Below are 25,655 nucleotides of genomic sequence, written 5' to 3'. Positions count from 1 at the left end.
CCCCTGTTCCGAGGCCTTAATTGACGCATATCAAGCCTGCCATTACAGGCATCAACCACACTCCGGGCCAGCACAATTACCGCTGATTTATTCAGCATTTTTCCAACACAACTTCTCAGTAAATCTCCATAAGGAGAGCATCATGTCAGACCATAAAATCAACCTGGTAAATTTTGGCGACCCCAAAATCAAAACGCTCCATATCACCTGGTTTGCGTTCTTTCTGACCTTTGTGGTGTGGTTTAACCATGCACCTCTGCTGGCTTTTATGAAAGAAGCGTTTGACCTGACCGGGCAACAGGTGAAAGCGTTGATGATTCTCAACGTTGCACTGACCATTCCCGCGCGCATCGTCATTGGCATTTTGGTGGACAAGTTTGGCCCCCGCCACGTATACAGCGGCTTGCTGTTAATTTCGTCTGTTCTGTGTCTGGTGTTTGCGTTTTCAAACAGCTATGAACAGCTGGCCATGATGCGCTTTTTAATGGGCTTTGTGGGTGCCGGGTTTGTAATCGGCATCCGCATGGTGGGCGAATGGTTCCCTCACAAAACCGTGGGTATTGCCGAAGGCATCTACGGTGGCTGGGGCAATTTTGGTTCCGCCGCAGCAGCCATGAGCTTACCCACCCTGGCATTGGTGTACGGCGGTGATGACGGCTGGCGTTACGCCCTGGCAACCACCGGCGTCATTATCGGCCTGTACTCCTTTGTGTACTACCGGCTGGCGCGCAATACCCCCAAAGGTTCCACCTACTTCAAACCGAAAAAATCCGGCGGCCTGGAAGTCACCTCAAAAGGCGACTTCATTATGTACCTGCTGATGAATATCCCCATGTATCTGGCACTGGGCGTATTAAGCTGGAAGCTGTCTCCCTCCGGCGTTGGCCTGCTCAGTGAAACCGCTATGTATATTATCTGGGGGGTACTGGTGGCACTGTTTTTCTTCCAGGTGTACTCCATCTGGCAAGTGAACAAAGACCACCTGAAAAATGGCGTACCGGAACTGGATAAATACCACTTTAAAAACGTTGCCATTCTCGACTGGTCCTACTTCGTCACCTTCGGCTCTGAGCTGGCGGTAGTCTCCATGTTGCCACTGTTCTTCCTGGAAACCTTTGAAGGGCTGGATCCGGTGAAAGCGGGCTTGCTGGCTTCCGGCTTTGCCTTTATGAATCTGGTGGCGCGCCCCACTGGCGGCTGGTTCTCTGACCGTTTTGGCCGCCGCAAAGCACTGATGATTTTGATCGGCGGCCTGTCCATCGGCTACTTTGTACTCAGCCAGGTAACCGGTGGCTGGTGGATTTGGCTGGCGGTAATGGCCACCATGTGCTGCTCTTTCTTCGTGCAAGCTGGCGAAGGTGCCGTGTTCGCCGTGGTGCCACTGATCAAACGCCGTATGACGGGCCAGATCGCAGGCATGGCGGGCGCCTACGGCAACGTCGGCGCAGTGACCTACCTCACCGTACTGAGCTTTGTGGATTACAGCACCTTCTTTATGGTGATCGGCGCCTCTGCCGTGGTGGTGTTCTTTATCGCCATGCGCATGGATGAACCCAAAGGGCAGATTTCCGAAGTGCTGCCGGATGGTACAGTGCAGATGATTGATGTGGGTTGACGGCATAGCCGTCAACCCATCCTGAGTGAGCGTAGCGACCGCGAGGATCTCACAAGCTATTTACACCGAGATCCTTCGCTATGCTCAGGATGACAGCATCAAGACCACCCGGTTAGGATTAGCCGGGTGGTTTTTTGCCTTTGTCATCGCGAGCGAAGCGCGGCGATCCAGCGTCTTGGCATTAAAGCCACTGGATTGCTTCGCTGCGCTCGCAATGACGGGAAATTAAAAAGCTAAAGACTATGCCCAACCAACTAAAACTCAACGCCGCCTACGCCACGGAACAGGGTCGCAAGGCAATCAATGAAGATTGCGCCGGGTTGCATATTCCCGACGACCCCTACCTGCTGGGCAGTAAGGGTGCCGCTCTGGTGGTTGCCGATGGCGTGTCGTCTGCCGAAGCGGGCAAAGAGGCCAGCGACACCGCGGTGCAGCGCTTTCTCGACGAGTATTTTCAAACCCCGGACACCTGGTCTGTCAGCCATTGCGGCGAAAAGGTGCTCTCCACCCTCAACCTGCGGCTGTATCGCAAGAGCCACGGATTCGCCACCGACAGCAAAGGCTACCTGTGCACCTTTAGCGCGGTAGTTATCAAGGGCCGTACCGCCCACTGTTTTCATGTTGGCGATTCGCGCATTTACCTGTATCGCAACAGCGAACTCAAACAGCTCACACACGACCACACCGCCGCCATTGCCGATGGCAAATACTTTCTGGCCCGTGCGCTGGGAATGGATAACCGACTGGCACTGGACTACAGCAAAGTACCACTGGAAGAAGGCGACACTCTGTTAATCACCAGTGATGGCGTGCACGACTTTGTCGATGCCACAACCATCAGCCAGCACCTTGGCAGTGAAAAAAACAGCCAACAACTGGCAGAGCAATTGATTGCAAAATCCCTGGCTGCGGACAGCGACGACAATATCAGCTGCGTGATAGCCAAAGTAGAAGAGCTGCCATCGGAAAATATCGACGACTACAACGCCCGTCTTACCCGCCTGCCCTTCCCTCCGGAATTAGCACCCGGTATGAAGCTGGATGGCTATCAGGTGGAAAAAGAATTGTTTGCCTCCAGCCGCAGCCAGCTCTATCTGGTGCGCGACAGCGAAACCGGCGAACAACTGGCCATGAAAACCCCGTCGCGCAATTTTGAGGATGACACCAGCTACATCGACCGCTTTATTCAGGAAGAATGGATCGGCAAGCGCATCAGCAGCCCTCAGGTGGTAAAAATAATCCGCCAGAACCGCCCCCGCACCGCGCTCTACTATTTAATGGAGTACGTCCAGGGCATCGGCCTGGACGACTGGATGGTGCACAACCGCCCTCCAAAACCCAAGCGCGCCATCGGCTTGATCAAACAAGTAGCAGAAGGATTAAAAGCATTCCACAACAACGAGGCCATTCATCAGGACTTAAAACCCGGCAATATTTTGGTAGACGCCAACGACCAGGTAAAAATTGTCGATTTTGGCGCTGTCTATGTGGCCGGCATTGCCGAAATGGCCCGCCCGCTGGTGCACGAAGGCGCCCTGGGCACCGCCTACTACGCCGATCCGCAATACCTGATGGGCAACAACTCCGGCATTCAAGGCGACGTGTACGCCCTGGCCACCATCACCTACGAATTGTTTACTGGCGAATTGCCCTACGGGGAAAAGATCGAAAACTGCCGCAGCGCCTTCGACTACGACCACCTGCGTTACCGCAACGCCAGCGAATTTAACCCGGTAATTCCCGTCTGGTTCGACGGTGCCCTGAAAAAAGGTGTCAACTTCGATCTGGAACAGCGCTACGGAAATGTGGAACAACTGATGCTGGATCTGACCCAGCCCAACGTGGAATTTTTAAAAGACGACCCCGTGGAAAAACAAAACGCCAGCTCGTTGATGCTGTGGAAATTGTTGTCTGGGTTTTGGTTTTTGTTGTTGCTGTTAGTAGTTTATTTGTTTAGTCAGTCCAATTAACCACTATTCAGTAAGTAGGGCGGATTAGCCGCACAGCGGCGTAATCCGCCATTTCGGAAGGTATCGCAACTGTTTGGTGGATTACGCCTCTGGCTAATCCACACTACACCCCTGTTCAGCTTTGACCAGAGACTCTACTATCCTGCCTATGAGCAATACTGCCAACAAACCCCTGCACTACCCCAAAGCCACCGAACTGTTTCACCAGGGGCAACAACACCCCTGGGTGTACCGCATCCAGAGCGGCTTTGTGATTACCTATGCCATCGACGTTAACGGCAAACAGGGGCTAACCGACCTGTACGGCCCCGGCAGTTGGTTTGGCCCTGGCCTCAGCACCAACCTGGCGGTGCAAAACGCCAAAACCAAACCGGATTGCACGTTGCAGCGCTTCAGCAGCGAGCACCTGTGGCAGCAACTGGCCAACAACAGCGACCTGTCAAAACAGCTGGTGCAACAACTGGGCAGCCGGGATCAACAACTGCGCCAACGCCTGTTTCTGCAACAGACTGCCAACCTGCCTGCACGTTTGGCGCAACTGCTGCTGTATTTACTGAACTTTCAGAGCCAGCCATGCAGCCACGGCCACGATCGAGACGTCAACCTGTCACAACAGGAAATCGCAGAAATGATCGGCAGCACCCGGCAAAGTGTCAGCCAACTGCTGGCGGACTGGCGTCAGGAAGGCATTATCGACTACAGCCGCGACTACCTGTGCCTGGAAAATGCCGATCTGCTTCGGCAACTCTGCGACTGAAGTTAGAACTCACCTCCACCAACTGTCAGCCAGCCGACAGTTATTGTCCACGTGCTTCACTAAGATGGTTGCCGGAAATCATCAAACAGGAGCACACCGATGAAACAGCTAGCTATAGCCGCCAGCTTGTTGCTGGGCAGCATTACCGCCTTTGCCGATATCACCATTAAAGATACCTACAAAAGCCTTGTAGATAAAAAAGGCAATATCACCCTGCCAGAAAACTACCGCCAGAACTGGACATTTCTGGGCACTTACTTTGTAAAAGGCGCCGGTGACAGCATGGCAGAAGGCGCTCCGAGCCACGATGTACACACCGTATACACCCAACCAGACGCCGCTGCCTACTACCGAAAACACGGCAAATTCCCGGATGGCGCAGTGCTTTTGAAAGACGTTAACGGCACCAAGTCAGAACCGCTAACCACCGGCCTGGCCAGCTACGAAGACGCCCCCAAGGTAACTTTTATGATGGTCAAAAACAGCAAAAACCGCTTCCCGAACAACAAGGCATGGGGCGAAGGTTGGGGCTGGGCGCTGTTTAACCCCGGCGAAAACAAAAGTCAGACTACTAACTGGCAAGGCGAAGGATTTAACAACTGCTTTGGCTGCCACGTACCGGTGAAAAACCAGGATTGGGTTTATACACAGGGGTATAAAACGGTTTTAGGTAAGTAATTTAGAATAGATTGCTAGCCGTTATACCGGCTAAGGTAGCTGATTGTTTAGGGGCGCTTTAGTCGGTAGTTTTTGACGTTTGGCGATAGATGATGGTTTGGCAGAATTCAAGGTTTCTCGTCATTCCCGCGAAGGCGGGAATCCATGTATTTTCGTGATTTGACCTCTATGGATCCCCGCCTTCGCGGGGATGACAAGCTCAAGAGAACAGTAAAAAGAGGCCGTTCCCTTTCGTGATACCACAACTCTTAAAGCCGAGCCGAATAGTTTGTAATTCACTACCGAATTTACTTATTAGCTTTATCTCTTGCATCGATGCCGTCCAATTTGTTTTTAGGCAACCCTGCATAAAGCTCTTTAACCTTATTTGGATGGCTTATCATTTGTTCACAGATAAGATTTACAAGATTAAATAATTGAATAGCAATATCTTTATTGTCATTGAGGTCAATCTCTCCAGGATGTACTGATTCATTCCCTACTACTCTAACTATATCTAAGGCTTGCTGGACGGTTGGGTTTAACCCCTTTGAAACTAAACTGGCAATGTCTTTATCAATATTTTTCCCACTCTCGCCCAGCTCTTTACATACATGTTGTATAGACAGTCTAAGTAATGCAGCAGCTCCTTTTGGAGATTTTTCTACAATTTCACGAGCTTCTTCAAAAAGCTCGCGTACTACAGGTGGCATATCATCATTGGGTAAGATCATCAACTTTGAATTCGGATATACAATCTTGTCATGTATCCAAATCGTCAGCTCTTTGCAGTTGTAGCAAGACGTTATAAAACAATTGCTAACTTTCGGTGGATTATAGGGGCTTTCTTCTGATTTCTTCAGGAAAGGATAACCAGACATCAACTTTCGATAATTGTTTAAGAGTTCAGTTTTTACGTCCTCAGGTATTTCGTGCGTTGCTGACACCTTCCTTAAGGTCTCTTCCGTAGGAAAAGTTGGAGTTCTCTGTTTTTCGTCAAATCTTCCAGCAAATACTTTAAACCAATTTTGAGTGGTCAATGCTGAACAATGAGGGCAATTAAAAGCAGTTTTTGAAGTTGTTGGAGTTTCAATTTTCATCTAAATTCTCAATAAAACTTACAGCGCAGCAATGTAACACATTGAGTTTTAAAGAAAAGCATCTTAATCAGATGCCATAATCGTATCAATAATCCCTACCACATTATTCAAATCCAGCGCTATCTGCTCCTTCGCGACGACCGCACGTAGCTCATTATCCGTCGCCACCGCTACCACATTTACCGCATCAGGCATTGGCTCAAGATTATGGCTGGGGCGCACCACCTGTAGCTTGGGATGGGGATCGTATTTGTAGCCTTCCACCAATACGATATCTACCGGGTCCAGTTTGGCGAGCAAGTCGTTCAAATTCGGTTCTGGTTGTCCGCGCAGTTCTTTTATCACCGCCCAGCGGTCGGGGGAGGCAATCACTACCTGGCGGGCACCCGCCATTCGGTGGCGATGGCTGTCGGTGCCGGGGTCGTCCACTTCAATATCGCAGTGGGCGTGTTTGACTGTGACCACGGTCAGGCCGCGGCGTTCGAGTTCCGGAATCAGTCTTGTAATCAACGTAGTTTTGCCGGAGTTTTTCCAGCCGACGATGCCGAATACTTGCACTATTTGGTTCCTGTGGCTTCTGGAAGATCGAGCTTTGTAGGTAATGGCTGGAAGTCTGAGGTCGGACGTCTGATGCTGTCGGCCTGAAGGCCGATCTACAGAGTGATTGGGTTTAGCGTCCGACATCAGACTTCCGACATCAAGCCGCCGCAGTGCGCAGCACGCGGCTACATCAGATTTTCGTCTACATCGCCAAGTTCAATCCCTTGAATATCCGCCTCGCGAACCAGGCGCTGCAAAAAATTACTCAGGGCTCGGCGATGGTTACGCTCGCCCAGGTAGTTGGCAATTTTCTGGCGGGCGGCTTCGTAGGGGACGGTTTCGCCCTCTACTTTGTGATCCACATAAACCACATGGTAGCCATAGCGTGTAGCGATGGGCAGTTGTGCCAAACCTTCGGGAAGGTTGAACAGTTGCCGTTCAAATTCTTCCACGGTTTGCCCTTTGCTTACCTGCCCCAGTGAACCGCCCTGCTCTCTGGACGGACAAGCGGAGAACTGTTCTGCCAATGGCCCGAAATCTTCGGGATTGAATGTCAGTTTTTCCAGCACGCTCTCGGCATTGGCCTTGGCAATTTCACGATCTTCCAGGGCATCCGGTGCGGCGGGCAGCAGTATATGGCGCACTTCCATCAACGGCGGCGAGCAAAACTTTTCGCCGTTGGCATCGTAGTAACGGCGGCATTCTTCTTCGCTGGCATTCTGGGCAGGAATTTCCTTGTTCAGCAATTCGCTGATCAAATCTTCCCTGTCGTTGGCGGCCACTTCCGCATCCGCCTGAATCAAACCTGCTTTTTGTGCTTGCTGGATCAGCAGCTCCTGCAACACCAAACCACGGGCAGCGCTAAAGGCAGCATCTTCGATGGATTCCGCCGGGTGGTTTTGCAGTTCCAGTCGCAGGGCATTTTTGTCGATGGTTTTGCCGTTGACGGTAATTTTCGGGGCCAGCAGTTTGTCCAGACGGTCGTCGTGGTCGCTGGCGATTAAGGTTGGAGTGTCGTTCATGGCGTCTATATCTCTCGCTGTCATCCTGAGGGAGCGGAGCGACCGTGAGGATTTCGTATTAATTACCTTGTGAGATCCTCACGTCGGCTGCGCCTCCTCAGGATGACATTATTAAAGGGCGCAGTCTCAGGATGACAGTTGGCGGGTTAAACCTTCTGCCTTACCAACTGGTATTTACGCCCGAAGTACCACACTGGCGCGCTGACAATATGCACCAGGCGAGTAAACGGAAACACGATAAACAGGGTCACTCCGAGGAATACGTGAGCCTTGTAAATCCAGTGTACCGGGGCAATATTGGCGACCGCTTCGGTCATATTGAAGGTAACGATGTTCTGCGCCCAGTTGGCCAGCATCACCATAACGGAGCCGTCCAGGTGGCCGGTGGATACCACGATGGTGCTCAAGCCGAGAATCAGTTGGACGTAAAGCAGAATCAGCACCAGAAAGTCGGAAAAGCGCGAATTGGCTTTTATCCGTTCGTCGGTAAAGCGGCGCACGATCAAGCCGGTAAGCCCTACAAAACACAGCAGGCCGAAGGCACCACCGGTGACCATGGCCACCATTTGTTTGGCCTCGGTACTGATTACGTAGTGGTAAACGGATTCCGGCGTCAGCAATCCGGCGATATGGCCACAAAGCACAAAGATAATGCCAATGTGGAACCAGTTACTAGCCCAGCGCATGTTCTTTTTGCGCAGCATTTGGCTGGAGTCTGCGCGCCAGCTGTATGGCTCTTTTTCAAAGCGAATACAGCAGGCAATTACGCAGATAAAAAAGGCGATGTAGGGATATATCCCGAATAAAAATGTGTTGGAGAATGACATGTTGTTACTCCTACCTTTTCAAGGCTTTTGAATTAGGTCTTGTCATTGCGAGCGCAGCGCGGCAATCCAGAGTCTTTAAAAGTCACTGGATTGCCGCGTCGCTGCACTCCTCGCAATGACGGCTGGCATCAAGCCACTGCACTGGCACTTCCACGTCCTTGGGAATATCTACCGGTTTGTTCAAACCACAACTGGCGCCACCATCTGCCGGATTGGAAAAGGTAACCGCTTCTTCCTCCCACAGTTTGTCGATGGCTTCCGGGGTGTCGTCGCGGTCTTCGCTTTTGGCGGTTTCCAGCAGCTCGCTCATCTCCGCTTTCGTTACCGGCACACCACTAATCGTTAGCAGCGCATCGAACAGGCAGTGATAGTCGCTATCCCGTTCCTGCAAGCGGGCGCTGACTATGGCCAGAATTTCGCTGACATCTGCCAGGCCCACGCGGGCATCCAGGTCGTCGCGGGTGGACAGGTACTCCAGGTACATGGGGATATAGTCCGGCAGTTCTTGAACGTCGATTTCAAAACCGGCTTGCTGGTACTGAGCCATTAAATCCACCATGGCCTGACCGCGATCTCGCGACTCGCCGTGTACGTGTTCAAACAGCAACAGCGATAAGGAGCGGCCCCGGTCAAACAGGCTGGTGTAGATTTCCTGGGCGTCCATCAGATCGCTGTCGCAGAGGCGGTTTACCAGCGCTGCAAGTTGCTGGCGGGACGAAGGGGGAATTTCTTTTGCCGCTGCAATAGCAGCGTTTAATTCATCCCGACCAGCTTGCAGTTCGGCGCTGGGGTAGTTCATTAGCAGGGAGATAATTTTGAGTATTTGCATTACACACCCTCCTCGCTTGGGCAGACCGTAGGGTGGATTAGCCGTAGGCGTAATCCACCAGTTTCTGTGTGGCGGCGGATTACGCTGGCGCTAATCCGCCCTACGGGTTGAGAGATTATTGACATCATCATTCCTCCCAAACCTGAACCGTCTTCAACACATCGCGACGGTTGGTTTTTTTGGTACCGAACATGTTGTGGTCGTTGGCACCAGAGCAGCCGTTGCCAAAGCTGAAGCCGCAACCGCCCCGCTCTGCGTAGGCGTCTACCAATGCATCCTCACGGTGCGCGGTGGGAATCACAAAGCGGTCTTCGTAGTTGGCAATGGCCAGGTAGCGATACATTTCCTCCGCCTGTTTTTTAGTCAAACCTGCCTGTTCCAGCACCTGCAAATCTTCTGTTCCATCCACATGCTCTGCACGCTTATAGGCGCGCATGGCCAGCAGTTTTTCCAGCGCTTCCACCACCGGTTTTTCATCACCGGCGGTGAGCATATTGGCCAAGTATTTCACTGGGATGCGCAGGGATTTCACATCGGGAATAACTCCGTCCATGCCGATGCTGCCCTTTTCAGCGGCGGATTGAATCGGCGACAGCGGCGGTACATACCAAACCATTGGCAAAGTGCGGTATTCCGGGTGCAATGGCAGCGCCAACTTCCAATCCATGGCCAGCTTGTACACTGGCGACATTTGCGCAGCATCCAGTACAGAATCCGGAATGCCATCTTTGCGCGCCTGTTCGATCACTTCCGGGTCGAACGGATCGAGGAACACATCCAGTTGCTGGTTGTACAGGTCTTCATCGTGAGCAGTGCTGGCGGCTTCGCCAATTTTGTCGGCGTCGTACAGCATCACACCCAGGTAGCGAATGCGGCCTACACAAGTTTCTGAGCACACTGTCGGCTGGCCAGATTCAATACGCGGGTAACAGAAAATACACTTTTCAGACTTGCCGGATTTCCAGTTGAAGTAAATTTTCTTGTAGGGGCAACCACTGATGCACATGCGCCAGCCCCGACACTTGTCCTGGTCGATCAGAACAATGCCATCTTCCTCACGCTTGTAGATTGCACCGGACGGGCAGGAAGCAACACAAGCCGGGTTCAGACAGTGTTCACACAGCCGTGGCATGTACATCATGAAGGTGTTTTCGAACTCGCCATAAATTTCTTTTTGCACGTTGTCGAAGTTTTTATCCTTCGAGCGTTTGGCGAATTCGGTGCCGAGAATTTCTTCCCAGTTAGGGCCCCATTCAATTTTTTCCATGCGTTTACCAGACACAACAGAGCGCGGTCTGGCAATGGGCTGGTGCTTGGAGGTAGGTGCACTGTGCAGGTGCTGGTAATCGAAATCGAACGGTTCGTAGTAATCGTCGATTTCCGGCAAATCCGGATTACTGAAAATATTACCCAGCACTTTCAGCTTACTGCCAATGCGTGGATTAATGGAACCGTCTTTATTGCGTACCCAACCGCCTTTCCATTTCTCCTGGTTTTCCCACTCTTTCGGGTAACCAATACCGGGCTTGGTTTCCACGTTGTTAAACCAAGCGTATTCCATGCCTTCGCGAGAGGTCCATACATTTTTACAAGTGATGGAACAGGTGTGACAACCGATGCATTTATCGAGGTTGAGCACCATTCCTATTTGAGATCTGATTTTCATGGTTACGCCTCCTCAATGCTGTTGGGCACCCGGCGAGGTAAATCACCGCCGCTCGGATACTGGTCGTCGTCTAGCCAGTCCACTTTGTCCATCTTGCGGACTACCACCATTTCATCGCGGTTACAGCCCACTGTGCCGTAGTAGTTAAAACCGTAGGACTGTTGCGCGTAACCGCCGATCATGTGGGTGGGTTTCATTACCACACGAGTCACCGAGTTGTGGTGGCCGCCGCGTGTACCGGTCATTTCCGAACCGGGAATATTCACGATGCGCTCCTGGGCGTGGTACATCATCACCATGCCTTCATTGACCCGCTGGCTTACAACTGCGCGACAAGCGATGGCGCCGTTGGCGTTAAAAACTTCCACCCAGTCGTTATCTTCGATATCCGCTTTTTGCGCGTCCACTTCCGACATCCAGATAATCGGGCCACCGCGAGACAGTGTGAGCATCAGCAGATTGTCGGAGTACGTTGAGTGAATACCCCACTTCTGGTGCGGGGTAATCCAGTTCAGCTCGATTTCCTTATTGCCGTTGGGCTTAGTGCCCTTCACCAGTTTGGTGGTTTTGGTTTTGATGGGCGGCCGGTAGCTAATCATCTGCTCGCCAAACGCCTGCATCCATTTGTGATCCTGGTAGAACTGCTGGCGGCCAGTGATGGTGCGCCAGGGAATCAGTTCGTGGACGTTGGTATAGCCGGCGTTGTAGCTGACGTGTTCGTCTTCCAAGCCGGACCAGGTGGGCGATGAAATAATCTTGCGCGGCTGGGCCTGAATATCCCGGAAGCGAATTTTCTCTTCGTGCTTGGGTTCCGCCAGGTGCTTGTGGTCGCGGCCGGTGACTTTGCCCAGAGCGTCCCAGGCTTTTACCGATACGTTGCCGTTGGTTTCCGGCGCCAGTGACAGCACCACTTCGGCGGCGTCGATGGCGGTTTCAATTTTTGGCTGCCCCTGGGAAACACCTTCTTCGTGATCCACGTAATTCAGTTCACGTAGCAGGTCTACTTCTTCGTCGGTGTTCCAGCTGATGCCCTTGCCGCCGTTGCCGAGTTTTTCCAGCAGCGGGCCAACGGAGGTGAACTTCTTGTAGGTGTTGGGGTAATCCCGCTCCACCACCACCATGTTGGGGGCGGTTTTGCCGGGCACCAGGTCGCACTCGCCGTGTTTCCAATCCTTCACATCGAAGGGTTGCGCCAGCTCCCCCGGGGTGTCGTGGAGCATCGGCACGGTGACGATGTCTTTCTCTACCCCCAGGTTGTTGTTGGCGGCGGCCACTTCCGAGAACGCCTTGGCGATACCTTTGTAAATCTGCCAGTCGGAGCGCGCTTCCCATGCCGGGTCGGCGGCTTTCGACAGCGGGTGAATAAAGGGGTGCATGTCCGACGTATTCAGGTCGTCCTTTTCGTACCAGGTAGCGGTGGGCAACACGATGTCGGAATACATGCAGGTGGAGGACATGCGGAAGTCCAGGGTAGTCACCAGATCCAGCTTGCCCTGCGCGCCTTCGTCCACCCACTCCGCTTCTTCGGGAATCACGCCGTTGCCGCGCTTTTTGTTGTCTTCGTTCATGACGCCGTTTTTGGTGCCCAGCAGGTACTTGAGCATGTACTCGTGGCCCTTGCCGGAAGAACCGAGCAGGTTGGAACGCCAGATAAACAGGTTGCGCGGGAAGTTGTCCGGGTTGTCCGGCTGTTCGGCGGCGAACTGAATATCGCCACTTTTCAGCTGCTGCACCAGGTAGTCTTTCGGGTCCATGCCCGCCTCTGCCGCAGCCCGTGTTACATCCAGTGGGTTGCGGTTGATCTGCGGGGCACTGGGCAGCCAGCCCATACGTTCGGCTTTGATGTTGTAGTCCAGCATCGCTTCCGGGTAGTCGGATTTGTCCGCCTGAGGCGACAGCACTTCGTGGATGCTGACTTTTTCGTGACGCCACTGGGAGCTGTGGTTGTAGAAGAACGAAGTGGAGTTCATATGGCGCGGTGGGCGGTGCCAATCCAGACCAAACGCCAGCGGCAACCAGCCGGTTTGCGGGCGCAGCTTTTCCTGGCCCACATAGTGCGCCCAGCCACCGCCGGACTGGCCCACACAGCCGCACATAATCAACATATTGATCAGGCCGCGATAGTTCATGTCCATGTGGTACCAGTGATTCATGGCGGCACCGACAATCACCATGGCCTTGCCTTTGGTTTTGTCGGCGGTGGTGGCAAATTCACGGGCCACCTGAATCACTTTGTCGCGGCTGACGCCGGTGATTTTTTCCTGCCAGGCGGGGGTGTAGGGGATGTTTTCGTCGTCGTAGCTGCTGGCCACGTTACCGCCACCCAAGCCACGGTCAATGGCGTAGTTGGCCATCATCAGGTCGTACACGGTGGCGACTTTGGCCTCAGAACCATCCGCCAGTTTCAAAGTGCGACAGGGAACGTTGCGTACCTGAATGTCGTCACCCTCTTTGTGCTGCCAGAATTCGTGCTCTTCACCGGCAAAGTACGGGAAGCCAACTTCGGCCACTTCGTCACCAATGAGAGAGAGCTGCAGCTTGGTGTCTTTGCCCTCGCCACCTTCGCGGGCTTCGATATTCCACTTGCCCTGCCCTTCTTCGCCCCAACGGTAGCCAATGGCGCCTTGTGGTGAAACCAACTGGCCGTCGTTTTCATCGATAGCAATGGTTTTCCAATCCGGGTTGTTGTCTTGCCCCAGGTTGTCCGCCAGATCAGAAGCACGCAGGAAGCGAGTGCTTTTCAGGTGGTTGTTTTCGCCGTCTTTTTCCAGCAGCACCAGCATGGGCATATCGGAGTAGCGGCGCACGTAATCGGTAAAGTATTCGCTGGGGTTTTCCAGGTGAAATTCTTTCAAAATCACATGGCCAAACGCCATACCGATGGCGGCATCGGTGCCCTGCTTGGGGTTGAGCCACTGGTCGGTGAGCTTGGCCACTTCGGAAAAGTCCGGGGTAATGGCCACGGTTTTGGCGCCCTTGTAGCGCACTTCGGTAAAGAAGTGGGCGTCCGGGGTGCGGGTCTGGGGCACGTTGGAGCCCCAGGCAATAATGTAGTTGGAGTTGTACCAATCGGCGGATTCCGGCACGTCGGTCTGTTCGCCCCATACCATGGGTGAGGACGGCGGCAGGTCGCAATACCAGTCGTAAAAACTCATGCACACGCCGCCAATCAGCGACATATAACGGGAACCGGCGGCGTAGGACACCATGGACATGGCGGGAATGGGTGAGAAGCCGATAATGCGGTCAGGGCCAAATTTCTTGGCGGTGTATACATTGGCGGAGGCGATAATTTCGTTCACTTCGTTCCAGGAGGAACGCACCATGCCGCCCATGCCGCGCTTGGATTTGTAGCTCTCAGCTTTTTCCTTGTCTTCAACAATAGAGGCCCAGGCTTCCATGGGATTGTCGTAGTGCTTGCGTGCTTCGCGCCACAATTTCAGCAGCGGTTTGCGCACCATCGGGTATTTCAAACGGTTGGCGCTGTAGATGTACCAGGAGTAACTGGCGCCACGGGGGCAACCACGGGGCTCGTGGTTGGGCAATTCCGGGCGAGTGCGAGGGTAATCGGTCTGCTGGGTTTCCCAGGTAATCAGGCCGTTTTTGACATAAATTTTCCAGCTACAGGAGCCAGTGCAGTTAACGCCATGAGTGGAGCGCACGACCTTGTCGTGCTGCCAGCGCTGGCGGTAGCTGTTTTCCCACTCCCGGCTTTCGCGAGTCACCTCGCCGTGGCCGTTGGAAAATTCGCTTTGCTTGCGTTTGAAGAACTGTAATCTGTCTAGTAAATGACTCATGGTTTTGCACCGTGTCGTTTTCTGTTTTGTTGGTCGCACGTCTGACGTCGCACGCTAAAACCGGAGCTCCTGTAGGTCGGGCTTTAGCCCGACAACGAATCAGCGTTGAACCTCTTTTCTTGTCGGCCTAAAGGCCGACCTACAGGGTTATTCCCTATCCCGTTTTACGGGTTATAAAACTCCCCGTTTTTCCGCAGGTAGAACCACCAGTTAATCAAGATGCACACCCCGTAGAAGATGGCGAAGCCGATCAATGCCGCTTCCGGAGTGGTGGCTTTAATCTGCTCACCGAACACTTTGGGGATGTAGAAGGCACCGTAGGCGGCTACTGCAGAAGTCCAACCCAGTACCGGGCCTGCCTGCTCTTTGGGGAATACCATGGCGATGGTGCGGAAGGTGGAACCGTTGCCAATACCGGTGGCAGCGAACAGCACCAGGAACAGCACAAAGAACGGCACGAAATAATCTTCCGGCGTGGCAGAGGCGTAGGCCTGCTTCAGGTAATAAGCCACACCCAGTGCACAGCCAACCATCACAAAGGAAATGATCTGGGTAACTTTGGCACCGCCAATTTTGTCCGACACCCAACCACCCAGAGGGCGAATCAGCGCGCCGATAAAGGGGCCCATCCAGGCGTACATCAGGGCGCTGGGGCCATTGGCGTTGATGGTGTCGTGAGTCATCACACCGTCGGCGCCCACCACATGGCTAAAGCCAAACACCACTTTGATGCACAGGGCGAAGGCGGCGGAGTAACCGATAAAGGAGCCGAAAGTCATGGTGTAAATAACGCTCATGGCCCAGGTGTGTTTGTTGCCGAAAATTTTGTACTGGCGCTTGAGGTTGCTGCCCACCTGCCCTGGCAACATTTTCAGCAGCAGCACAGTGGCGGTAATCACAAACAACAATACGATTTCTTTGGGCACACCCCAGCCGGAGCCGTTGGCGCTTTCCGGCAACATCATCCACAGGCCAGAAGCCGCAGTTAAGAAACCAATCAACAACATGCCGGTAATAATGGAAAAGGAATTTACCGGGTTGCCAATATCCGGTGACACTTCCTGAGTGCGGATATTGTTCATGCCGAACCAGCCGAAGAACGCCAGCGGCACCAGGAACAACAACCACACCAAACCGGCGTTTTGAATCCAGGTTTCTGAACCGGCGGGAATTTTGCCGATCAGAGTGCCGGAGGTATTCACCAATTCACGGGATTCACCACCCATTGCACCGAACAGGCCAAAGGTCATCACCAGTGGTACCAGAATCTGCATGGTGGTGACACCAAAATTCCCCAGGCCGGCATTCAAACCAAGCGCCAACCCTTGCATTTTTTTCGGGTAAAAAAAGCTGATATTGGACATGGAGCTGGCGAAGTTACCGCCACCAAAACCGGACAACAGCGCCAGCAACTGGAATTGCCACAGTGGCGTGTCGGGGTTGCTCAGCGCCATACCGGCACCCAGCGCCGGAATAATCAGCAGCGCCGTGGTAAAGAAGATGGTATTGCGCCCGCCACAAAGGCGAACAAAAAAGCTGCTGGGAATACGCAAGGTGGCACCGGTTAAACCGGCAATGGCCATCAGCGTAAACAGCTCCGACTTGGCAAACGGGAAGCCCAGGTTCAACATCTGAACCGTGATAATTCCCCAGTACAGCCACACCGCAAAACCACACAGCAAACTGGGAATGGAAATCCACAGGTTGCGGGTGGCGACTTTTTTGCCTTCTTTTTCCCAAAAGGCCGGATCTTCTACGTTCCAGTTTTTAATATCGGACATGTTGTCCTCCGGTACATAATTTCACAGTCAGAAAAATTGCTGACGGCATTAAAGAAAATGACCACCGCGGCAAACATGACCTGAATCAACTGGCTACTGGCAGTAGCTTTGCTATAAAACCACTGCGTACCACTTAAGTGGTAGCTGATAACGCAAGATAACTATTTGATTTCATTCGATTTAGCTATTCAAAAGAGAGAACCGCCGAAACGATAACAGCGAGTGGGTTCTTTGGGGGTACGAGTGAACGGATCGGGTTTTCAGCCCCCAGAATATCCACAAAGAAATTTTTCACCGAGGCCACCATGAAAACCGGCTACCCCATTCACCGGCCACTGACCCGACGCATTGCCCTGGCCGTCGCCGGCATTGCCTTGATGGTGTTGATCAATATTGTCAGTTCCACCCTGATTGCCGACGCCACCAGTGGCGACGCCGCTGCCATTAACGATGCCGGTTCCCTGCGCATGCACAGCTGGCGCATTGCCTCACAATTGCAATCCTCCACCCTGCGGCAACCGCAGCGAATCGCGCTGGCCAACGAGTTTGAACAACGCTACGCGCGCTCGGAACTGGCCAACGCCACAGCACAGGGCAACCACGAATTGCGCAACTCGTACCAGGCCATTGCCCAGCGCTGGCGCGAGGAGCTGCGGCCACTGGTTATTGAAGGGGACGTGTCGGCCTACCTGCAGCAGGTAGCTCAGTTTGTGGCAGAAATCGATGCCATGGTGAAACTGCTGGAAAGAAATACAGAAACCAAAATTGGTATTTTGCGCACCGTACAGATACTCAGTCTGGCGGTTACTTTGGTGGTCATTTTTATTACCGTTTATACCCTCAAACGCAAAGTAGCGGCCCCCCTTCGCCATATGGTGGATACCGCGCAGCGGCTGGGGGCCAAAGACTTGTCGGCGCGCTTTGATTACAAGCACCCGGACGAATTGGGCCTGCTGTGCCAAACCCTTAACGAAATGGCCACCGAACTGTCTCAGCTGTACAACGAACTGGGGCAACGGGTGGAAGACAAAACCCGCAAATTGCAACGCAGCAACCAGGCACTGCAACTGCTGTTTGAATCCACCAGGGAACTCAATTGCAGCGCCCAGGATTTGCAACAACGTCTGCCCAGGGTGGTGGAAAACCTGCAACAGGCCGCAGGTATCAAGCGGGTTATTTTTTGCCTGATCAAAGAAGGCGCCGATAACGCCTACCAATACCTGACCTCGGATCACTCTGGCAAACCGACCTTTTGCAGCGCCCCCACTTGCCACGACTGCCTGCCCAAACAGCTGGACAGTGGCGACTCCATTCGCCTCAACGGCACCCGCCTGCACAAGGTGGCGGTGGCCACCAAATCCGATCACTACGGCCATATTCTGGTAGAGCCGGAAGACGGCTGCACTCTGGACGATAGCCAGCGTCAGCTACTGGATACCATCACCGACATTATCGCCAGCAGCATCGGTATTACCCGCCAGGCGGACCAGGCGGCAAAACTGCTGCTGATGGAGGAGCGGGCGGTGATTGCCAGGGAGCTGCACGATTCCCTGGCGCAATCTCTGTCCTATCAAAAAATGCAGGTGGCCCGCACTCGCAAGCTGTACCAGCGAGGCGCAGAACAAGCAGTGATTTTCTCGGCACTGGATGATTTGCAGGCCGGTTTAAACACCGCTTATCGCCAGCTGCGCGACCTGCTCACCACCTTCCGCTTAAAACCGGAGCAGGCGGAATTGGGCAATGGTATCGCTTCAGCGGTGGCCGAATTCAACGAACGCGGTAGCACCCATATCCAACTTAACTACCAACTTCAGCACTGCCCATTAACCCCAAATGAAGAGATTCACTTGCTCCAGATCATCCGCGAGGGGCTATCAAATGTAGTACAACACTCCCAGGCGCCGGAAGCCTGGCTGCGTTTGCACCAGCTAAAAAGCGGCGACATCGAAATGGAGCTGGAAGACAACGGCATTGGCATCCCGGAAAATCCGGAAAAGGAAAACCACTTTGGCATTGTGATATTGCAGGAACGCGCCCACAAACTGGATGCTCAACTGAAACTGCAAAAAAATTCACTGGGTGGCACCACGTTGTTATTGCGTTTCAAGCCTGACTTTCTAAACAGCGAAGCACAACGGCTCATTGCCACAACAGGTAGTCGAACATGAGTGATTTATCCGCCCTGCGACACAACACTGAGGTCATTGCCGATATTCTGATTATCGATGACCACCCCACCCTGCGGCGGGGTCTGATTCAATTGTTGGAATTGGAAGACGACCTCAAGGTTGTCGGTGAAGCGAGCGGCGGCCGCCAGGGTGTGGAACTGGCGGCAAGCCTTGACCCCGATCTGATTCTGGTGGATTTAAACATGCCGGAAATGGACGGTTTTGAAACCATTGCCGCCCTGCGGGACGCCGGAGTCAGCTCGCGCATTATTGTATTTTCCGTATCGGAAGATCGGGAAGATGTTGTGAAGGCACTGAAAACCGGCGCAGACGGCTACCTGTTAAAAGACATGGAGCCAGAGCAGCTGGTGGAAAACATCCGCTCCGCCGCCAACGGCAAAATGGCTATCAGCCATAAATTGACCGAAGCCCTGGCCATGGCCTTGCAGCAGCGGGACAGCGGCAGCGACCGCCCCGCTTACGACAGCCTTACCAAACGGGAAAAACAGGTACTCAAGCTGATCGCCGGTGGCCTCAGCAACAAAATGATCGCCCGCAAACTGGACATCACCGAAGGCACTGTCAAAGTGCATGTCAAACGCCTGCTGCACAAACTGCACATGCGCTCGCGGGTGGAAGCGGCGGTGTGGCTGACCGAGCAAAAAGGTAACTAGGGGGCGTTTAAATAAGAGTGTATTGCGCCACAAGCAATACAAAACAATCAGGACGACCGGAAGATCAATCTATCAATCTATTCTGTAAACCAACAACTTCAACCCCTTATCCCGATCCGCTTCTGGAAAGTCTGGATGCTCCGCTAAACGCTCGACAAAAACCGCCTGCGGCAACTGCTCGGCAAAGGCATTCTTTAAAAATGCTTCGTCAAGATTTGGGTCGTTGAGGCAAGCCAGAATTTTGCTGCCCGGTGACAACACTTTCAGCAAATGCCGCAGCAGGCGTGGATAATCTTTTTGCGCCACAAAGCTGCCTTTCTGGAAGCTCGGCGGGTCGAGAACTATCCAATCATAGGGGCCATTAGCCGCCAGTTTTTTCCAGCTTTTAAACACATCCATTTTCAAGAAACGGCCACCGCGCAAGCCGTTGAGTTGGTGGTTGCGCTGGCCGGTAGTGAGCGCTGAACGGCTCATATCCACGTTTACCACTTCGCTGGCACCATTGGCCAGAGCCACGCAGGACAGAGCACAGGTATAAGCAAACAGGTTTAGTCCCCGGCCACAGGCGTTTTTCTCCAACCACTGACGGCCCGGCTCCATATCCACAAAATAACCGAGGTTCTGGCGCTGCTGCAGCGTCAGCTCAAAACGCAGTCCATTGCGGCTGGCATAAAATGGCTCGTTGGCACTGGTACCAAGCCATTCGCTTTGCAACTGCTGCCCATAGCGGTATTGCACAAACACTGGCAGCTGAAGTTCTGCCAACGACTCGCGAAGGGCTTGCAGTTGTTGTTGATCAGGCTGTTGGTAGAGAGTGGCAACCAGCACCGGCGGATGCCAATCCAGTGTCAGCCATTCAAGGCCGGAGTAGCAATGGCCACGGCCGTGAAACAGGCGCTTGCTGTCGCTGCCGTGAGTATCAAGCTGTTCAATGAGTTGTTGCAGAGCAGACTTTTGCAAAACAGGTTTTTGTGGAATACGAGCGTCAGTCACTGTCTTCCACTTGCTGGCGCAGCAGCATACGCACCGGGTAGTCTTCCAGCTTTATACCGCGATCGCCGTTTTTCAGCACCCGGCGTACCAGATACCCGGCACCCAGATCACCGGTTTCTGTTTCCAGAATATCCACCTTGTAGGGTTCGACCACTTCTTCGTGATCGCGAATAATCTGCACCGCTGGCAAATGGCGTTTGTTCTTTTTGGAATGCAGCACAATACCCACCAGGCCATTGTGTAGTTCGACAATAGTACCCGCCGGGTAAGGGCCAATCAGGCTGATAAATTCCAGTGCCAGCTCCGGGTCAAACTGACTGCCGCGGCAGCGATAAACTTCTTTCAGGGCATCCAGAGTGGACTTGGCCTCTGAGTAACAGCGGTCACTGGTCATGGCATCGAAGGCATCGACAATGGCGATAATGCGCGAATATTCCGTTAATTCGTGCGCCCGCACCCGGCGCGGGTAACCTTTGCCATCCATCTGTTCGTGATGGCTAAACGCCACATCAACGGCGAATCCATCCACATCATCGCTCTGACGCAACAGGTCACGCCCTACGGTAGTGTGGCTTTTCATTACCTCGAATTCTTGCGGAGTGAGTTTGCCGGGCTTGTTGAGAATTTCGTCGGCAATTTTCACTTTACCCACATCGTGCAACAGCCCACAGAGCCCGAGTTTTTCCAGCTCCGCCTCAGGCAAACGCAAGTGACGACCAAAAGCGATGGCGAGAATACACACATTGAGGCAATGCTCAGCGGTGTATTTATTCATGTCTTTAATCTTGCTCATCCACCCCAGAGCCGCCGGGTTGCGCAGGATGCTGTCCACACACAAACGCACCGTAGAGCGCGCCGCGCGGGTATCCACCATATTCTTCAGGCGTACCTGGTCAAGAATGGACGTAACACTGCCGGTGGCTTCGGCGTACAGTTCACGAGCGTTTTGATGCTCCTGTTCCGGTGGCACGGTAGATTTGTGTTCCGCTCTGGTTTTCAGAGTATTAACCAGGGATTTGGGGTCGCGGGTGTTGTAGCTGGACGAGGTGGAACGGGTGGTGTTTTCAAGACGCGAGCGGGATTTTTTCTGTTGTCTCCCCTCCCCCATAAACGCGGTATTTTTACTGCCCCAATTGCGCCCTTCCTTCTCGATATAAACAAAGTCGCAATATTCGGAGAGCTTGCGAATTTCCGCCGGGTGGCGAATGGCGAACCCCTGCAACAAAAACGGCGTTTCCAGCCAGGGGCGATCCAACTCGGCCACAAACATACCGATGGCAAGCTGGGATACCGGTACTTGCACGAGGTTTTCTTGCGACAGGAATGGGTTGGACGCCATATTAGGGCCTGTCGACACTAATTGAATCGCCACTGTTGTGACTAAAAAAGCGCCAATCTAGGCGCAAGTCGTGTGGTTTGGTCATTCCCCTCTCCATAATGGGGAGTAGCGACGAGCAACAACGAGTGGCGCTTTTTTAGCCGCAACCCGGAGGGCTGGGGCCATTTTTCCGCCCAGCTGCGTTATCAGTCGCTTATGTGGAATAACCACACTGTACTCCTTCTGCCTTGCTGGGCAAAAAAATGGCTCCCAGCAGTGATGATTCAATTAGTGTCGACAGGCCCTAATTCTTGGGAAAGCAAAACTTCAGTATAAGCAAAGCGTTAGCTTGATAAGAGGCCAACGAGCCAGTCAATTGAGCAGTTGATCGACTGCGGTTCTTAATTCCGGCAACAACTCTGCTTCAAACCAGGGATTGCGCCCCATCCACAGGCGATTGCGGGGCGACGGGTGTACCAGTGGCCAATAGCCCGCTTTTCCTTCAGACAACTGATTTTCCAGCACCTGGCGCCAGTTTTGCACCCGCTCTGTCAGGTTACGGTAGCCGTCTTTGCCGCAGTAATAGTCTTGAGCGTAACTGCCAATCAACAGAATTAACTCCAAGTCAGGCATGTGCTCCAACAGCGTCTGATGCCACTGCGGCGCGCATTCCTTGCGAGGTGGCAGGTCGCCAGACTTGCCCTTGCCTGGATAGCAGAACCCCATGGGCATAATGGCGATGCGTGGGTCGTCGTAGAATTGCTCCCGGTCGATACCCAGCCAACTGCGTAGATTATCTCCGCTGGGGTCGTTCCAGGGAATACCGGTGTTGTGCACCCTTGTGCCGGGAGCCTGGCCGATAATCAATAGCCGCGCCCGATAATCAATCTTCACCACCGGCCTTGGCCCCAGCGGCAAGTCGCCACACAGGCTGCAACTGGCGACTTGGGCCAATAAATCCGTCAAGGGAAGTTTTTCTGCCATTCACCAATCCCAACCAGCGGTAATTTGATATAAAATGCGCGGCTTTCCTGCCATTTTTGAAACACCTTCGGCAACGCACCCAAACATCGAGAAACAGTCATGCAACAGGATCACTTTGGCCGCCGTCATATCGGCCCGGACGCCACTCAAACTGAAGCTATGCTCAACACACTGGGGGTTTCATCCCTGGATGAGTTGATTGCCCAAACTGTGCCCGCCAATATCCGCAACAGCGATGATCTGAATCTTGACACTGGCCTTACCGAACAGGAAGCCCTGGCAGAAATTAAAGCCATTGCCAGCAAGAACCAGGTGTTCACCTCGCTGATCGGCACCGGCTACTACGACACCATTGTACCGCCAGTGGTTCTGCGCAACGTGTTGGAAAATCCTGGCTGGTACACCGCCTACACGCCTTACCAGCCAGAGATTTCCCAAGGCCGTTTGGAAGCTCTGCTCAATTACCAACAAATGGTAATGGACTTGACCGGCATGGAGATTGCCAACGCCTCGCTGCTGGACGAAGGTACCGCTGCTGCCGAAGCCATGGCCATGAGCAAGCGCCACCTGCGCAAAAACAAGAGCACCACCTTCTTTATCGATGCCGACTGTCACCCACAAACCATCGCCGTAGTACAAACCCGCGCCGAGCATTTCGGCTGGGACATTGTGTTGGGCAACCCGGAGACCGACCTGGCAGATCTGGAGTTTTTCGGCGCCCTGCTGCAATACCCCACCAGCACCGGCAAAGTCATCGACATTGCACCGATCATTAAACAGGTTCATGACAAAGGCGCCCTTGCCACCGTCGCTGGCGACCTGATGAGCATGGTGCTGATGAAGCCCGCTGGTGAAATGGGTGCCGATATCGTGGTCGGCTCCAACCAGCGTTTTGGCGTACCCATGGGCTTTGGTGGCCCCCACGCCGGTTTCTTTGCCTTCCGCGACGAATTCAAGCGCGCCTCTCCGGGCCGCATTATTGGTGTTTCTATCGACAGCCACGGCAAACCGGCCCTGCGCATGGCCATGCAAACCCGCGAGCAACACATCCGCCGGGAAAAAGCCAACTCCAACGTGTGTACCGCCCAGGCATTGCTGGCGATCATGTCGCAATTCTACGCCGCCTACCACGGCCCGGAAGGCCTGAAGGCCATCGCCAGCCAGATTCACACCCTCACCAGTACCCTGGCTGCTGGCCTGCAAAATCAGGGCTTTGCCCTGCGCCACGACACCTGGTTCGATACCATCACTGTGGAAGTAGGCGACAAGCAAAGCACCATCATGGAACGCGCCCTGGGCCAGCGCATTAACCTGCGCAAAGTCGGCGACGATGCTATCGGTATTAGCCTGGATGAAACCAGCACCGAAGGGCTGGTAACCGACCTGTTAATCGTCTTCGGCTCTGAGCAACCTGTTTTAAGCGACAACGCCGTTTCAGGCATTCCCACGGAATTGGTGCGCAGTAGCGACTTCCTGACCCACGAAGTATTCAACAGCTACCACAGCGAAACCGAGATGATGCGCTACATGCATCGCCTGGAAGCCAAGGACATCGCCCTCAACCTGTCGATGATTCCGCTGGGCTCCTGCACCATGAAGCTGAACGCTGCCGCCGAGATGATCCCTGTAACCTGGCCGGAATTTGGTGACATGCACCCGTTTGCACCCATTGAACAAGCCGCTGGTTACACAGAACTATTCGAAAGCCTGCAGCAACAACTGGAAGCCTGCACCGGCTACGACGCCGTATCCCTGCAACCAAACGCCGGCTCCCAGGGCGAATACGCTGGTCTGGTGGCCATCAAGAAATATCACGACAGCCGCGGCGACCACCAACGCAACATCTGCCTGATTCCCAGCTCCGCCCACGGCACCAACCCGGCCTCAGCCCACATGGTGGGCTACAAAGTGGTGGTGGTGAAGTGCGACGACAACGGCAACGTGGACATGGCCGACCTGCAAGACAAGTGCGACAAGCACAGCGAGCAGCTGGCCGCCATCATGATCACCTACCCTTCCACCCACGGGGTGTTTGAAGAAAACGTTACCGACATCTGCGCTCTGGTACACAAGCACGGCGGCCAGGTGTATGTGGATGGTGCCAACATGAACGCCCTGGTTGGTCTGGCTGGCCCCGGAAAATTTGGCGGCGACGTATCTCACCTCAACCTGCACAAAACCTTCTGCATACCCCACGGCGGCGGCGGCCCCGGCATGGGCCCCATCGGCGTTGGCGCCCACCTGAAGCCGTTCCTGCCTGCCCACCCGGTTCAGAATGTGCCCGGCACCGACATAGCTAACGGCACCATTTCCGCTGCGCCCTGGGGCTCTGCCTCTATCCTGCCCATCAGCTGGATGTACATTCGCATGATGGGCCGCGAAGGCATGAAGAAAGCCACTGAAATAGCCATTCTCAACGCCAACTACCTGGCCAGGAAACTCAGCGACCACTACCCGGTGCTGTACACCGGCAAAAATGGTTTTATTGCCCACGAGTGCATTATCGATATCCGCCCGCTGAAAGACGCCTCCGACATCAGCGAAGAAGACATCGCCAAACGCCTGATGGACTTCGGCTTCCACGCCCCCACCATGTCATTCCCGGTGGCTGGCACATTGATGATCGAACCTACCGAATCCGAATCCAAAGCCGAGTTGGATCGCTTTATCGAAGCCATGGTCACCATTCGCAACGAAATGACCAAGGTGCAAAACGGCGATTGGCCTCTGGACAACAACCCGCTGGTAAACGCCCCACACACCATGGACGACGTACTCAACGCCGAATGGGATCGCCCCTACAGCCGCGAAACCGCTGTGCGCCCAACCAACTGGTTGAAAAGCCACAAATACTGGCCAACGGTGAACCGCATCGACAATGTGTACGGGGATCGCAATTTGATTTGCAGCTGCCCGACGATGGACAGTTATGTGGATGAGTAAAATCGACACATTTT

The 25,655-nt window shown here is 53.8% G+C and carries 18 protein-coding genes; 7 read left to right on the top strand and 11 right to left on the bottom strand.

Translation table 11 applies throughout. The features are described 5' to 3' along the window. Positions 1-142 precede the first annotated feature (142 nt). From QSV34_RS03325 to QSV34_RS03310, 4 genes are all read left to right on the top strand, one after another. Positions 143-1,615 carry a NarK family nitrate/nitrite MFS transporter gene (locus tag QSV34_RS03325; protein WP_289151974.1) on the top strand — a complete coding sequence of 491 codons (1,473 nt, stop codon included), beginning with the start codon at positions 143-145 and terminating at the stop codon, positions 1,613-1,615. Between the two features lie 242 nt (positions 1,616-1,857). After that, positions 1,858-3,585, top strand: a complete 1,728-nt coding sequence (locus QSV34_RS03320; protein ID WP_289151972.1) for a bifunctional protein-serine/threonine kinase/phosphatase — start codon at positions 1,858-1,860, stop codon at positions 3,583-3,585. Positions 3,586-3,733: 148 nt separating this feature from the next. Next, positions 3,734-4,342, top strand: a complete 609-nt coding sequence (locus QSV34_RS03315; RefSeq protein WP_289151970.1) for a Crp/Fnr family transcriptional regulator — start codon at positions 3,734-3,736, stop codon at positions 4,340-4,342. Positions 4,343-4,441: 99 nt separating this feature from the next. Then, complete coding sequence (locus tag QSV34_RS03310; protein ID WP_289151969.1) at positions 4,442-5,020, top strand: cytochrome P460 family protein; 579 nt, start codon at positions 4,442-4,444, stop codon at positions 5,018-5,020. 287 nt (positions 5,021-5,307) lie between these two features. Here the strand turns inward: QSV34_RS03310 and QSV34_RS03305 are convergent, their stop codons facing one another. The 8 genes from QSV34_RS03305 to QSV34_RS03270 form a co-directional block, all read right to left on the bottom strand. Next, a complete protein-coding gene (locus QSV34_RS03305; protein ID WP_289151967.1) occupies positions 5,308-6,099 on the bottom strand; it encodes a DUF4145 domain-containing protein in 792 nt (263 codons plus the stop codon). Between the two features lie 63 nt (positions 6,100-6,162). After that, the gene (mobB, locus tag QSV34_RS03300; RefSeq protein ID WP_289151965.1) at positions 6,163-6,657 is read right to left on the bottom strand and encodes a molybdopterin-guanine dinucleotide biosynthesis protein B; all 495 of its coding nucleotides are present in this window, start codon (positions 6,655-6,657) and stop codon (positions 6,163-6,165) included. A gap of 167 nt (positions 6,658-6,824) precedes the next feature. Beyond that, complete coding sequence (locus QSV34_RS03295; protein ID WP_289151963.1) at positions 6,825-7,661, bottom strand: peptidylprolyl isomerase; 837 nt, start codon at positions 7,659-7,661, stop codon at positions 6,825-6,827. Positions 7,662-7,807: 146 nt separating this feature from the next. Beyond that, complete coding sequence (narI, locus tag QSV34_RS03290; RefSeq protein ID WP_289151961.1) at positions 7,808-8,488, bottom strand: respiratory nitrate reductase subunit gamma; 681 nt, start codon at positions 8,486-8,488, stop codon at positions 7,808-7,810. Between the two features lie 82 nt (positions 8,489-8,570). Continuing rightward, complete coding sequence (narJ, locus tag QSV34_RS03285; protein WP_289151960.1) at positions 8,571-9,317, bottom strand: nitrate reductase molybdenum cofactor assembly chaperone; 747 nt, start codon at positions 9,315-9,317, stop codon at positions 8,571-8,573. Positions 9,318-9,444: 127 nt separating this feature from the next. Beyond that, complete coding sequence (gene narH / locus QSV34_RS03280) at positions 9,445-10,983, bottom strand: nitrate reductase subunit beta (RefSeq protein ID WP_289151959.1); 1,539 nt, start codon at positions 10,981-10,983, stop codon at positions 9,445-9,447. A 2-nt stretch (positions 10,984-10,985) separates the two neighbouring features. Further along, positions 10,986-14,780 (bottom strand): nitrate reductase subunit alpha, encoded by a 3,795-nt coding sequence (locus QSV34_RS03275; RefSeq protein ID WP_289151957.1) that lies wholly within the window; start codon positions 14,778-14,780, stop codon positions 10,986-10,988. Between the two features lie 164 nt (positions 14,781-14,944). Next, complete coding sequence (locus QSV34_RS03270) at positions 14,945-16,561, bottom strand: MFS transporter (RefSeq protein ID WP_289151955.1); 1,617 nt, start codon at positions 16,559-16,561, stop codon at positions 14,945-14,947. Positions 16,562-16,866: 305 nt separating this feature from the next. Between QSV34_RS03270 and QSV34_RS03265 the strand changes: the two genes are divergently transcribed. Both QSV34_RS03265 and narL read left to right on the top strand, forming a co-directional pair. Continuing rightward, positions 16,867-18,729 (top strand): histidine kinase, encoded by a 1,863-nt coding sequence (locus QSV34_RS03265; protein ID WP_289151954.1) that lies wholly within the window; start codon positions 16,867-16,869, stop codon positions 18,727-18,729. Then, positions 18,726-19,403: a two-component system response regulator NarL gene (gene narL / locus QSV34_RS03260; protein WP_289151952.1), complete on the top strand. Its 678-nt coding sequence runs from the start codon at positions 18,726-18,728 to the stop codon at positions 19,401-19,403. The genes QSV34_RS03265 and narL overlap by 4 nt, the downstream gene beginning before the upstream one ends. A gap of 72 nt (positions 19,404-19,475) precedes the next feature. Here narL and QSV34_RS03255 read toward each other — a convergent pair whose 3' ends face one another. From QSV34_RS03255 to QSV34_RS03245, 3 genes are all read right to left on the bottom strand, one after another. Further along, positions 19,476-20,396 carry a class I SAM-dependent methyltransferase gene (locus tag QSV34_RS03255; protein ID WP_289151950.1) on the bottom strand — a complete coding sequence of 307 codons (921 nt, stop codon included), beginning with the start codon at positions 20,394-20,396 and terminating at the stop codon, positions 19,476-19,478. Beyond that, complete coding sequence (locus QSV34_RS03250; protein ID WP_289151948.1) at positions 20,389-21,735, bottom strand: cyclic di-GMP phosphodiesterase; 1,347 nt, start codon at positions 21,733-21,735, stop codon at positions 20,389-20,391. The genes QSV34_RS03255 and QSV34_RS03250 overlap by 8 nt, the downstream gene beginning before the upstream one ends. 351 nt (positions 21,736-22,086) lie before the next feature. After that, positions 22,087-22,698, bottom strand: coding sequence for a uracil-DNA glycosylase family protein (locus QSV34_RS03245; RefSeq protein WP_289151946.1), 612 nt, complete (start codon positions 22,696-22,698; stop codon positions 22,087-22,089). A 99-nt stretch (positions 22,699-22,797) separates the two neighbouring features. Here QSV34_RS03245 and gcvP point away from each other — a divergent pair, with 99 nt between their 5' ends. Further along, positions 22,798-25,641: an aminomethyl-transferring glycine dehydrogenase gene (gcvP, locus tag QSV34_RS03240; RefSeq protein WP_289151944.1), complete on the top strand. Its 2,844-nt coding sequence runs from the start codon at positions 22,798-22,800 to the stop codon at positions 25,639-25,641. Positions 25,642-25,655 lie beyond the last annotated feature (14 nt).

Source organism: Porticoccus sp. W117 (genome assembly GCF_030341905.1).
Lineage (GTDB): Bacteria > Pseudomonadota > Gammaproteobacteria > Pseudomonadales > Porticoccaceae > SCSIO-12696.
This window is presented reverse-complemented; position numbering and strand designations above follow the sequence as displayed.

Excerpts from the sequence above, each read along its gene's own strand:
- narL (WP_289151952.1), top strand. The coding sequence starts at position 18,726 with ATGAGTGATTTATCCGCCCTGCGACACAACACTGAGGTCATTGCCGAT.
- gcvP (WP_289151944.1), top strand. The coding sequence starts at position 22,798 with ATGCAACAGGATCACTTTGGCCGCCGTCATATCGGCCCGGACGCCACT.
- QSV34_RS03265 (WP_289151954.1), top strand. The coding sequence starts at position 16,867 with ATGAAAACCGGCTACCCCATTCACCGGCCACTGACCCGACGCATTGCC.
- QSV34_RS03305 (WP_289151967.1), bottom strand. The coding sequence starts at position 6,099 with ATGAAAATTGAAACTCCAACAACTTCAAAAACTGCTTTTAATTGCCCT.
- QSV34_RS03270 (WP_289151955.1), bottom strand. The coding sequence starts at position 16,561 with ATGTCCGATATTAAAAACTGGAACGTAGAAGATCCGGCCTTTTGGGAA.
- QSV34_RS03295 (WP_289151963.1), bottom strand. The coding sequence starts at position 7,661 with ATGAACGACACTCCAACCTTAATCGCCAGCGACCACGACGACCGTCTG.
- narH (WP_289151959.1), bottom strand. The coding sequence starts at position 10,983 with ATGAAAATCAGATCTCAAATAGGAATGGTGCTCAACCTCGATAAATGC.
- QSV34_RS03320 (WP_289151972.1), top strand. The coding sequence starts at position 1,858 with ATGCCCAACCAACTAAAACTCAACGCCGCCTACGCCACGGAACAGGGT.
- QSV34_RS03315 (WP_289151970.1), top strand. The coding sequence starts at position 3,734 with ATGAGCAATACTGCCAACAAACCCCTGCACTACCCCAAAGCCACCGAA.
- narI (WP_289151961.1), bottom strand. The coding sequence starts at position 8,488 with ATGTCATTCTCCAACACATTTTTATTCGGGATATATCCCTACATCGCC.
- QSV34_RS03245 (WP_289151946.1), bottom strand. The coding sequence starts at position 22,698 with ATGGCAGAAAAACTTCCCTTGACGGATTTATTGGCCCAAGTCGCCAGT.
- narJ (WP_289151960.1), bottom strand. The coding sequence starts at position 9,317 with ATGCAAATACTCAAAATTATCTCCCTGCTAATGAACTACCCCAGCGCC.
- QSV34_RS03275 (WP_289151957.1), bottom strand. The coding sequence starts at position 14,780 with ATGAGTCATTTACTAGACAGATTACAGTTCTTCAAACGCAAGCAAAGC.
- QSV34_RS03325 (WP_289151974.1), top strand. The coding sequence starts at position 143 with ATGTCAGACCATAAAATCAACCTGGTAAATTTTGGCGACCCCAAAATC.
- QSV34_RS03310 (WP_289151969.1), top strand. The coding sequence starts at position 4,442 with ATGAAACAGCTAGCTATAGCCGCCAGCTTGTTGCTGGGCAGCATTACC.
- QSV34_RS03250 (WP_289151948.1), bottom strand. The coding sequence starts at position 21,735 with ATGGCGTCCAACCCATTCCTGTCGCAAGAAAACCTCGTGCAAGTACCG.